This window comes from Mesorhizobium sp. M4A.F.Ca.ET.050.02.1.1, assembly GCF_003997725.1.
Taxonomy (GTDB): domain Bacteria; phylum Pseudomonadota; class Alphaproteobacteria; order Rhizobiales; family Rhizobiaceae; genus Mesorhizobium.
On sequence record NZ_RZSG01000135.1, the window covers coordinates 1 to 10,904 of the forward strand.

The 10,904-nt window shown below is 65.9% G+C and carries 10 protein-coding genes and 1 pseudogene; 7 read left to right on the plus strand and 4 right to left on the minus strand.

Translation table 11 applies throughout. From position 1 onward, the window contains the following. The first annotated feature begins 113 nt into the window (after window positions 1-113). On the plus strand, window positions 114-1,817 hold the full coding sequence (locus EOA33_RS12060; protein ID WP_127405725.1) for a SulP family inorganic anion transporter: 1,704 nt from the start codon (window positions 114-116) through the stop codon (window positions 1,815-1,817). Between the two features lie 44 nt (window positions 1,818-1,861). Here EOA33_RS12060 and EOA33_RS12065 read toward each other — a convergent pair whose 3' ends face one another. Continuing rightward, entirely contained in the window at window positions 1,862-2,719 is an 858-nt protein-coding gene (locus EOA33_RS12065; RefSeq protein ID WP_127405726.1) for an ATP/GTP-binding protein, read from the minus strand. Between the two features lie 114 nt (window positions 2,720-2,833). On the opposite strand from EOA33_RS12065, the gene EOA33_RS12070 reads away from it, so the two are divergent. Continuing rightward, on the plus strand, window positions 2,834-3,631 hold the full coding sequence (locus EOA33_RS12070; protein WP_127405727.1) for a helix-turn-helix transcriptional regulator: 798 nt from the start codon (window positions 2,834-2,836) through the stop codon (window positions 3,629-3,631). A 1-nt stretch (window position 3,632) separates the two neighbouring features. Here the strand turns inward: EOA33_RS12070 and EOA33_RS12075 are convergent. The 3 genes and pseudogenes from EOA33_RS12075 to EOA33_RS12085 all read right to left on the minus strand — a co-directional run bounded on the left by EOA33_RS12075 (window position 3,633) and on the right by EOA33_RS12085 (window position 5,893). Continuing rightward, a pseudogene (locus EOA33_RS12075) lies at window positions 3,633-4,432 on the minus strand (lipo-like protein). Window positions 4,433-4,481: 49 nt separating this feature from the next. Next, the gene (locus EOA33_RS12080; protein ID WP_127405728.1) at window positions 4,482-5,423 is read right to left on the minus strand and encodes a CHAD domain-containing protein; all 942 of its coding nucleotides are present in this window, start codon (window positions 5,421-5,423) and stop codon (window positions 4,482-4,484) included. Continuing rightward, window positions 5,420-5,893 carry a CYTH domain-containing protein gene (locus EOA33_RS12085; RefSeq protein ID WP_126057263.1) on the minus strand — a complete coding sequence of 158 codons (474 nt, stop codon included), beginning with the start codon at window positions 5,891-5,893 and terminating at the stop codon, window positions 5,420-5,422. The genes EOA33_RS12080 and EOA33_RS12085 overlap by 4 nt, the downstream gene beginning before the upstream one ends. A 91-nt stretch (window positions 5,894-5,984) precedes the next feature. Between EOA33_RS12085 and EOA33_RS12090 the strand changes: the two genes are divergently transcribed. The 5 genes from EOA33_RS12090 (at window position 5,985) to EOA33_RS12110 (ending at window position 10,801) form a co-directional block, all read left to right on the plus strand. Next, a complete protein-coding gene (locus EOA33_RS12090) occupies window positions 5,985-6,728 on the plus strand; it encodes a DUF1956 domain-containing protein (protein ID WP_126057264.1) in 744 nt (247 codons plus the stop codon). Next, window positions 6,725-7,678: an HlyD family efflux transporter periplasmic adaptor subunit gene (locus EOA33_RS12095; RefSeq protein ID WP_126057265.1), complete on the plus strand. Its 954-nt coding sequence runs from the start codon at window positions 6,725-6,727 to the stop codon at window positions 7,676-7,678. The genes EOA33_RS12090 and EOA33_RS12095 overlap by 4 nt, the downstream gene beginning before the upstream one ends. Then, window positions 7,675-8,595 carry an ABC transporter ATP-binding protein gene (locus EOA33_RS12100; RefSeq protein ID WP_126057266.1) on the plus strand — a complete coding sequence of 307 codons (921 nt, stop codon included), beginning with the start codon at window positions 7,675-7,677 and terminating at the stop codon, window positions 8,593-8,595. The genes EOA33_RS12095 and EOA33_RS12100 overlap by 4 nt, the downstream gene beginning before the upstream one ends. Before the next feature lie 8 nt (window positions 8,596-8,603). After that, window positions 8,604-9,740, plus strand: a complete 1,137-nt coding sequence (locus EOA33_RS12105) for an ABC transporter permease (RefSeq protein WP_126059285.1) — start codon at window positions 8,604-8,606, stop codon at window positions 9,738-9,740. A gap of 95 nt (window positions 9,741-9,835) precedes the next feature. After that, entirely contained in the window at window positions 9,836-10,801 is a 966-nt protein-coding gene (locus tag EOA33_RS12110) for an MBL fold metallo-hydrolase (RefSeq protein WP_126057267.1), read from the plus strand. Window positions 10,802-10,904: the final 103 nt, after the last annotated feature.

Here is a 10,904-nt window from a genome sequence, read left to right on the forward strand (position 1 = left end):
TTAGAGCATATCTTGTGCGTCCGATTTGGACGCGCGTCGCTCTAAAGTCGCGACGGCGACCGCCGACATCCCTGCCGACGATCCCGCCGCCTTTCAGGAGTGGAAGGCAGTCCATGGATCAAACCAGGCGGGCAACCCATCAACCGGCACGGCCGACATTTGCCGAACTGTTCACACCGAAGCTGGTGACGGTGCTGCGCGAGGGCTACACGGCTGCACATTTTAGGGCCGATGCCATTGCCGGACTGACGGTTGCCATCGTGGCGCTGCCACTGTCGATGGCGATCGCGATCGCATCCGGCGTCACACCAGAGCGCGGCCTCTACACCTCGATCGTCGGCGGCTTCATCATTTCGGCGCTCGGCGGCAGCCGCTTCCAGATCGGCGGGCCGGCGGGCGCCTTCATCGTGCTGGTGGCGGCGACGGTGGCGCGTGTGGGCGTCGACGGTCTGCTGCTGGCGACGATTATGGCCGGCGTCTTCCTGCTCGCCATCGGCTACCTCAGGCTCGGCACCTATATCAAGTTCATCCCGTATCCGGTGACCGTCGGCTTCACCGCGGGGATTGCCGTCATCATCTTCTCCGGCCAGATCACCGAGCTGTTCGGGCTGAAGCTCGCCGGCAAGGAGCCGGGGCCGCTGGTGCCGAAGCTGATGGCGCTCAGCGAGGCGGCCGGCACGATCAACCCGGCCGCGACCTTCGTGGCGGTGCTTACCATCGCGACCATCGTCCTCCTCAAGCGCTGGCGGCCGAAATGGCCGGCGATGCTGGTCGCCATCGGGCTGGCCTCACTCGTCGTGGCGCTGTTTTCACTGCCGGCCGAAACGATCGGCACGCGCTTTGGCGGCATCCCGCGAAGCCTGCAATGGCCGGCCCTGCCGCCGCTCAGTCTCGACAGGATGGTCGACGTGCTGCCGGACGCGATCGCCTTTGCCCTGCTCGGCGCGATCGAATCGCTGCTGTCTGCCGTGGTCGCCGACGGCATGACCGGCCGCCGCCACCGCTCCAACTGCGAATTGGTGGCGCAAGGTTTCGCCAACATAGCGTCGGCCCTGTTCGGCGGAATCTGCGCCACCGGCACGATCGCCCGCACCGCCACCAACGTGCGGGCCGGCGCGCACGGTCCGGTCTCGGGCATGTTGCATTCGGCGATGCTCTTGGCGTTGATGCTGGTGGCGGCGCCGCTCGCCAGCTACATCCCGCTCGCCGCCCTTGCCGGCGTGCTGGCGGTGGTGTGCTGGAACATGTTCGAGAAACAGGCCTTCGCCACGCTGCTCAGAAGCTCGTCAGGCGATGCGCTGGTGCTGATGGCGACGTTCCTGATCGTCATCTTCCGCGACCTCACCGAAGGCATCGTCGTCGGCTTCGCGCTGGGCTCGATCCTGTTCATCGATCGCATGGCCAAATCGATCGCCGTCGAGGCCGACCAGCCGTTGGTGCCGGAGGACGTCGCCGACCGCGCCACTGCCTATGATTCCAGCGAGGCGAGCGATGCCGACACTGTCGTCTACCGCATTTCGGGCGCCTTCTTCTTCGGCGCCGCCTCGACCGTCGGCACCGTGCTCGACCGCATCGCCGATCAGAGGAAGAACTTCATCCTCGACTGTTCGGCGGTGCCGTTCTTCGATTCCACCGCGGCCAACGTCATCGAGGGCGCGGCGCACAAGGCCAAGCGCGCCGGCGTGCGCTTCATCATCGCCGGCGCCGCGCCGCAGACGCGGCGCATGCTGATCAACCACGGCGTCAAGCGGCCGCTGGTCACCTACGCCGCCTCGATCCGCGATGCGCAGGGGCAGCTCAAGGCGCCCGCCGCCTGATCGCTGAGCGGGCGGCCTCAACGCGAGCCGACCGCCCGACGGCTTCAATCGAGGCTGAGCGCGGCGACCTCGCCCTCGTTCATCAGCGGCACGAAGATGGTTTTGCCATCGGCGCCGATGTCGGCGCTGCCCGGCTTGAAGGTGGCGACCACCTCAGGCTTGCCACCGCCGTGATAGCGGTAGAGCGTGCCGGTCATGTAGGCGGTGGCGTAGATGCTGTCGCCGATGGCGACGACGCCGTCGAGGTCGGCGAACTTTTCCGCGCCGGGTAATTGCGAAACCGTCCTGGTGGCGAGGTCGACCGCAAGCAGGCCGCCGGGCTCGGCGGTGCTGAAGTCAGGTTTGATACCCTTGCCCCAGGACGCGACGATCAGCCTGCCGCCGTCGGCGAAGACGCCGTTGGGCGAGGCAAGCGCGGCGTCCTTGACGAACAGTTTCGGTGTGTCGCTGTCGATGCGGTAAATCGCGTCGGCCAGCATGTCGCTGACATAGACCTTGCCCGCGCTGTCGGCCGTCATGTCGTTGAGGAAGACGGCGTCCGGCACGTCGACGCTTGTGATCAGCTTGCCGCTGGAGAGATCGACGACGCGGACCCTGGTGATGTCGGCGACATAGAGCTTGCCGCCCGAGATCGCCATGCCCTTGGGCGCATCCATGCCGTCGGTCCAGTGCTGCGTGACGACCTTGCCGTCGAGCGACAGCACCGACAGGTAGCCGTTGCCGTCGGCCGCGCCGGGATTGCCGACGATGTTGGAGACGATGATGCGCTTGTTGGCGGCATCGAAGAGCGCCGATTCCGGCTGCTCGAAGCCGGTGGCGCGCCAGATTTCGCCGGCCTCGGCGACTGAAGTCAGCGCAATGCCGGCGATAGCGAAGATGGTCGAAGCGATGAGGGTCTTCATGGCCTGGTCTCCTGTGATGACGGCGGAGAGCTAGGGTTTTTGATACTTTTCCGGAAGGCCTCTTCCAGCTAGTATCACAAATCGATACGAATTCGCGCTGGCGAGGTGCATTCCATGAACGCTCCGATCTTCGAGGCGCTGAAACGCACGCTGAGGGCGAAGGGCCTGACCTATCGCATGCTGGCCGAGCGCATGGGTGTTTCCGAGCCGACGGTGAAGCGTGTCTTCCATGAGAAGAACTGCAAGCTCGACCGCCTGGTCGAGATCTGCGCCGCCGCCGAGGTCGAGCTGGAGAACGTGCTGGGATCGATGAACAGGGGGCCGGGGCCCGCCAACCATGTCGCGCCGGAGATCGAGCGCAAACTTTCTGCACGGCCGGCGCTGCTGTTCGTCTTCATCATGCTCTCGGAGAAGTTCACACCCCAGGGCATCATGCGTTCTCAAGGGTTGAGCGAGGCCTCTATGTTCCTCTATCTGCGCGACCTGGAAGAGCTCGGCCTTGTCGAGATCGGCCGCGGGCTTTCGGCGCGGCTGCTGGTCGAGACGCCGATCCAGTGGAATTTCGACGGGCCGCTGAGGCCGCTATTCGAGACGACCAACAAGAATTTCATCGGCTGGGCGATCACCCATCTGGAGCGCGAGGCGAGTTTCGTCAGCTTCTCGCGGCGGATGCGGCCTGAGACGGCGGAGATGGTGCGGCGCGAGGCGGAAGAGCTGGCGGAGCGCGCAAAACTGCTTGCCCATCACGACCAGCACACGACACCGGAGGAACAGCTCATCGGCTACAAATGGACGTTCGCCTTCGGGGCGACGCCGTTTCCGGCGATCATGCCGATCGGGCCGCATGCACGCGATGGCGGCGCGAGGCCGAGCGGCCGGCCCGTTGCCGGCAAACCACGCCAGCCCGCCTAATTTATTCCGCGGCCTTGGCCTCGGCCGCCTTGTCGTCCCAGGTCACCGCCCGGTAGTCGAAGCCATATTCCAGCGTCGGCTTGACGATGCGGAAGAAGGGCGACAGGTCGAAATCGCGCGGCGTGTAGAGCGAGTGGTGGCGGATGTGCAAGATCTCGCGGCGCATATAGCTCGATTGCGCCGAGGCGCGGCCGGGCGCGCGGGTGATCTCGGGCAGGATCGGATAGCGTATCTGGCCATAGGCCTCGGCGATCAGCGTCGAGCAGATCGCCCGCGTCGGATCGCCGGACCCGAACGCCAGCAGCGGCGGCGCCAGCGCACCGGCACCGGCGGCGTTGGAAAGAAAAATCGCAGCATATCGAAGATATTCTTGAGATCGTATTTCAGGCCGAGCTTGCCGATCATGAAGGCCACGACATGGTCGCGGTCTTCGGGCGTCAGGCCGCTCGCCCGGCAGATGCGGGTGTTGTAGGTGCGGTAGCGCGACAGCGGCACGGCGACACAACCCTCGCCGAGCGTGACCTCGATCAGGCGCGGCCGCTCCGAACCGTCTTCAGGCGCGGGCAAGGCATCGCCGACATAGAAGGCAGCATGCGACCATGTCGACTGGGTCAGGTATTTAATGACCGCCGAGATCTTCTGGTTGCCCTCAATGAGCAGGATGTCGTCCGGTTCCAGCGCGCGGCGCAGCGTTTCGGCATCGGACGGTGTGTAGGGCTCATAGCCCGAGGACTCATCCTGCAGCCGGCTGGCAAGCCAGCGGCCAAGGCGGTCGAGAAGGGTTTCGGCCGGCGCGGTCATGGTAGAGCGTGATTAGCATGGGCCGGCGGGGGGACGCCAGCAGCGCCCGTTAGCCGGCGGCGGCCGCCAGATCTTCCTGGGCTGCTCCGGCGAGGTCATCGCGGGCCTTGCGGGCAAGTTTCCTGGTCGACCGTTTGGGGCTGTCGCCGAACAGTTCGGCCGCCTCGGCGAGGCTTGACTTGCGCAGGCTCTTTTCCGAGCGCTTCACGAGCTTGCCGAGAAGCTTTATATCCTCTGGCGGTCCGAGCGGCTCGGCTTCGGCATCGAGCAGGGCGCGCATGACGAAGACATCGTGGAGTTCGCCCAGCCGTTCACCCAGAGCATCGACCGCCTTGCGGCGGGCCTTGATCGGTGTCGGCCAGAGCCGGCCGAGCAGCGACAGGTGCATGCTGTGGGTCTTGGCCGCCTTGCGCAGGTCGTGGAAATCATCCGCCTCGCCGCGGGACCCAGCCTTGTCCAGCGCTTTGCGCGCCCGCCGCAAGGTGGCGCGGGCGCCCTCGGCGAGAATGTCGGCCGCCTGCTCGGGCTGGTCGGGCAGGGAGAGCCTGTCGATATGGCCGAGGCCCTCCCGGCAAGCGGCAGCCGCGGCACTGATCGCGGCATCGAGACCTGCGCCGGCATGCAACTCATGCTGGCGCATAACCAGCCGGTCGCGGACGGCATCGAGGCCGCCGCCGGCGCTCTGCTCCGGGAAGCTTGCTGCCAGGCGGTCGATGGTTTCGATCAGGGCGGTCGCCTCGCGCGGCCCGGCAAGCAGCGCCGATACCTGCTTGTAGCACTCGTTTTCGGTCTGACAGAACGGTTCGTCACCGGAACGAACCAGGCGCAGCAATGCACGCACGCTCTTCAACCGCTTGCGGCATTTATGCAGCCCCTGCTCGGGCTTCTCACGCGCCATCTCGAGATGGGCGAGCGCCTTGCCGACCTCGTCAGTCAGGATGCGCCTGACCTCGCCGGTCAGCGGCAGGCGCGGATCGATGCGAAAACTCATGCGGCGATCTCCGGAATCCCCCCAAGGGCGAGCGACGCGTTGTAGAACCTCGACTCGCCTGTGATTTCACGGCCGAGCCAATCAGGCAGCATTTCGTCCGGCACGTCTTCCGGCGTCTCGAGTTCGGCGACCACCAGCCCCGCCAGCATCCCGCCGAAGACATCGACTTCGTAGAGATAGCCGCGGTGCCTAACATGGTGACGTGTCTTCTCGATGACACGTCCGATGGCGAAGGCCTGCATTTCTTCAGCCTCCGCAAGTGGGATCGGATATTCGAACTCGTCGCGCTCGCGCGCTTTGCTGCCGAATTTGAGCGTCAGTTCCGCTGAGGTGTCGTCGCTGATGCGCACGCGGACCGTGCGGCCGGGGGCGGCGGCAAGGTAAAATTGCCGGATGCGGATATCCGCCTCGGCCAGGTCACGCCAGGCGGCGCTGGAGACCAGGAATTTGCGTTCGACTTCCTTGCCCATGGCCGCGCACTAAAGCGCGCGCGGACGGACATGGCAAGCCGAAGCTGAGAATCGGATTGACTTTAATCAATCGATTGATTAAACGAATACCGTGAGCAAGAAAACGAGCGTCAAACCTCCCCATCGCGAAGCTTCTCCCGCCGAGCAGACGCGCGCCGCACTTGTGCACGCGGCGCTGAAGCTGTTCGGCCGGCAAGGCTTCGACGGCACCTCGACGCGCGAGATCGCGGCGGAGGCCAAGGCCAATATCGGCTCCATCGCCTATCATTTCGGCGGCAAGGAAGGCCTGCGCGCCGCCGCCGCCGACTACATCGTCGACACCATCCAGACGATTGCCGGGCAAGCACTTGGAAACCAGGCCGTCAGCGCCGCGCCAGCGCCGGCGGACGCGGAAGCGGCACGGGCGCAGCTTTTCACGGCGCTGGAGCGGATGGTGGCCTTCATCGTTGCGAGCCCGCAGGCAGGCGAGATCGTACAATTCGTACTTAGAGAGCTTTCCCACCCGACCGCCGCGCTCGACCGCATCTATGCCGGCGTGTTCGAGCCGACGCATCGCAGGCTTTGCATGATCTGGGAGCAGGCCACGGGCGAACCGGCCGAGAGCGAGCGCACCCGGCTCACCGTCTTCACGCTGATCGGCCAGGTGATCTATTTCCGCATCGGCCGCGAGGCGGTGATGCGCCGGATGGGCTGGCGCGAGATCGGCGAGGCCGAGGCGGCCAAGGTGGTGGCGATCGCCTCGGACAATCTCAGCGCAATGCTTGCCGCCCGCAATCTGGCTGCCCGCAATCCGGCCGCTGGCACCGTGGCCGCCCGCAAGGAGGGCAAATCATGAGCTTTCTCTGTTCGCTGCCGCTAGCCGCCCAGCTGTTCGGCGCCTGCGCGCCGGCTGCACCGCTGGCCGTAGGCTATGTCGAGGGCGACTATGTGTTGCTGGCACCGATCGAGGTCGCGCAGGTGGAGACCGTCGCGGTCAAGCGCGGCGACCGCGTCGCGCCGGGCGCGACGGTGGTGACGCTGGAGAGCGCCGACGCCAAGATCACCGTGGCTCAGGCTGAGGCAGCGCTGGCGCAGGCGCAGGCGCAGCTCGCCGACCTGCAAGTGGGCAAGCGTCCGGAAGAAATCGCCGTGCTGAAGGCACAAGTCGACATGGCCAGGGCTCAGGCCGCCGACGCCAAGCGCCGCTATGACCGCGCCAGCGACCTTTACAAGCGCGGCACCGGCACGCAGGCAGATTACGATACGGCGTCGGCCGCGCTGGAGACGGCCAACGCGCAGGTCGGCCAGGCCGAAGCCAACCTCGCTGTCGGCGGTCTGCCGGCACGCCCGGAAACGATCAAGGCCGCCGACAACCAGGTCAAGCAGGCGCAATCGGCCCTGGGACAGGCTCAGTGGCGGCTGTCCAAGCGCGTGCTGACGGCGCCTTCGCCCGGTCGCGTCAACGACGTGATCCGCAATCCGGGCGACACCGCCGGCCCGACGGCGCCTGTCATCTCGATACTGCCGGACGGCGCCGTGAAGGTCAGCGTCTATGTACCGGAAAGCGCCTTCTCCTCGGTCAAGGTCGGTGCGCTGCTCAGCGTCCATTGCGACGGCTGCGGGCCTGATCTGAGGGCGCGCGTCAGCTATGTGTCGCCGGATCCGGAGTTTACGCCGCCGGTGATCTATTCGCTGGAGAACCGGCAGAAGCTGGTGTTTCTGGTCGAGGCGCGGCCGGAGGGCGATGCCGGCCCGCTGCAGCCCGGGCAGATCGTCGACGTCGACCTGGCGGATGCCGGAAAATGAACGCCATCGACGTCCATGGCCTGGTCAAGCGCTTCGGCAACAAGACCGTCGTCGACCACGTGACGATGACGGTGGCCGAGGGTGAGATCGTCGGCTTCCTGGGGCCGAACGGCTCGGGCAAGACGACGACCATCCGCATCATGTGCGGACTGCTCACGCCGGACGAGGGCGAAGGCACGGTGCTCGGCCTCGACATCCGCACCGATGCGCTCAGGATCAAGCGCGAAGTCGGCTACATGACGCAGAAATTCTCGTTCTACGAGGATCTGACGATCGGCGAGAACCTCGAATTCGTGGCCCGGCTCTACCAGCTGAGACCGGTCGAGGAGCATGTGGCGCGGACGCTGGAGGAGCTTGGCCTGACGACACGCCGGAACCAGCTCGCCGGCACGCTGTCGGGCGGCTGGAAGCAGCGGCTGGCGCTCGCCGCCTGCATCATGCACAAGCCGAGGCTGCTTCTGCTCGACGAGCCGACGGCGGGCGTCGATCCCAAGGCAAGGCGAGAATTCTGGGACGAGATCCACCGGCTGGCGAGCGGCGGCCTGACCGTGCTGGTCTCCACCCATTATATGGACGAGGCCGAGCGCTGCCACCGCATCAGCTACATCTCCTACGGCAAGATGCTGGCCACCGGCACTGTGGAAGAGGTGGTGAAGAATGCCGGGCTCACCACCTTCGTGGTGCAGGGTCCGCGTCTCGACCAGGTCGCGGAGGCGCTGCAGGGCCGCGCCGGCGTCGACCAGGTGGCGCCGTTCGGCGCGACGCTGCATGTCGTCGGCTCCGACAAACAGGCGCTCAAGGCGGCGCTCGCCGATGTCGAAAAGCAGCACAAGGGCGTGACGGTGACGCCGGGCGAAACCAGCCTCGAGGACGTCTTCATCCAGTTCATGGCCGGCTCGAAGGACAATATGGGATGAAAAACAGGATGAGCGCCCTGTTCTCCTTCGCCAGGCTCGGCGCGCTGCTGATCAAGGAGTTCATCCAGATGCGGCGCGACCGCATCACCTTCGCCATGATGCTGGGCGTACCGCTGATGCAGCTGGTGCTGTTCGGCTATGCCATCAACAACGATCCGAAGAGCCTGCCGGCGGCGCTGGTGGCGACGAGCAGCGATCCCTATACGCGGGCCATGGTCTCGGCGCTGCAGACCACCGGCTATTACCGCTTCGACCATGTCGCGCAAAGTGCCGCCGAGGCCGAGTTCCTGATGTCGCGCGGCGACGTCGCCTTTGTCGTCACCATTCCCGCCGATTTCGCCCGCCGCGTCGAGCGCGGTGACAGTCCGCAGATCCTGATCGAGGCCGACGCCACCGACCCGGCCGTGGCGAGCGGCGCCATCTCGACGCTGGGCACGGTCGCCAACCAGGCGCTGCTTCGGGCGCGCGGCATGCAGGAGGCGGCGGCGGAAACCGCCAAGGGCCAGCTCGAAGTGGTGGTGCACCGGCGCTACAATCCCGAAGGCATCTCGCAATACAACATCGTGCCCGGCCTGCTCGGCGTCATCCTGCAGATGACGATGGTGATGATGACCTCGATCGCGCTGACGCGCGAGACCGAGCGCGGCACGATGGAGAACCTGCTCGCCATGCCCTCCAGCCCGCTCGAGATCATGATGGGCAAGGTGCTGCCCTATCTGGTGGTCGGCGCCGTGCAGGTGGTGGTGGTGCTGGCGGCGGCGAAGCTTCTGTTTTCCATCCCGTTCACCGGCTCGATCTCGCTGCTGTTGACCGCCGTGCTGATCTTCGTGCTGGCGCTGGTGCTGCTCGGCTACACCATCTCGACGATCGCACGCACGCAGATGCAGGCGCTGCAGCTGACCTTCTTCTTCTTCCTGCCCTCGATCATGCTGTCGGGCTTCATGTTCCCCTATCGCGGCATGCCGGGCTGGGCGCAGCTGTTCGGCGAGATCCTGCCGCTGACGCATTTCCTGCGCATCATCCGCGCGGTGATGCTAAAGGGCGCCGAGCTGCCGGCGGTGGCGACCGAGATCGGCTGGCTGGTGCTGTTCGTGGCGGTGTTTGCCGGCGTGGCGCTGGTGCGGTTCAGGCGGACGCTGGACTAGGTCCAGCAAGGCATGGGCTCCGCACGCTTGTCGCGGCTGTGCCGGACGCTCGAATGCGATAGAGTGGTGGTTCCTGTATCATCAGAGCTGGTCCGATGAGGGTCGTCGATACGGCAGAGGTCATCTTTCTCGTCGACAACGCGACGGACAGCCTGTCGTCGAGCCCCGGCTTCGTCGAGACCGAGTTCGCCCGCCTTCGCCGTCGCGGGATGCCATGGCTGTCGGGCAAATGCCTGTGCTGCGCCGCGCATGGGCTTTCCTGCCTGATCACCGTCCGGACGGCATCGGCCAGCCGCACGCTGCTGTTCGACACCGGGCCCGAGGAATGGGTGTTCGAGCGCAACGCGGTCAGGCTCGGCGTCGATCTCGGGGAGGTTGGGGCGGTAATGCTGTCGCATGGGCACTGGGACCACGCCGGCGCAATGCCGCGCGCCCTGCAGATGATCACGATGGCCAATGGCGGGCGGCCCGTCCCGACCTACATGCATCCCGACATGTTCGCCTTGCGGGCGACCAAATCCGCCGATGGGCAGTTTCGGCCGATGGAACTGGTGCCGAGCGTGGAGGTCCTGTCCGGGAGCGGCGCCGATGTCATCGTTACCCGCGACGAGCAGTTGCTTCTTGACGAGACGTTCTATGTCAGCGGCGAAATCCCGCGCGTGACCCGGTTCGAACGCGGCTTTCCCGGCCAGTATCGCCAGACCGCCGCAGGCGGCTGGGAACTGGACGAAGTGATGCCGGACGAGCGCTACGTGGCAATCAACGTGGCCGGCAAGGGGCAAATCGTCTTCACCGCCTGCTCGCACGCCGGCCTGATCAACGTCCTGACCCACGCCAAGGCACGGTTTCCGGAAATTCCGCTCTACGGCGCGTTCGGCGGCTTCCACCTCTCGGGGGTGACCGAGCCGATCATCCCCGAGACGGTCGAAGCACTGGCCGAGTTTGACCTGCAGCTGATATCGCCCGGGCATTGCACGGGCTGGCGCGCCGTGAGCGCGCTTGCGGCCGCCTATGGCGAGACGGTCGCTCCATCCGTGGTCGGCAAGACGTTTTCGCTTTGACGGCTCCAGAACGACTCAGGCGTCCAATGCCCGCAGTCCCCTAAGCCGCCGCCATGATCTCCGCATAAGTGTCGAAATCGACATTGCCGCCAGAGAGCACGAC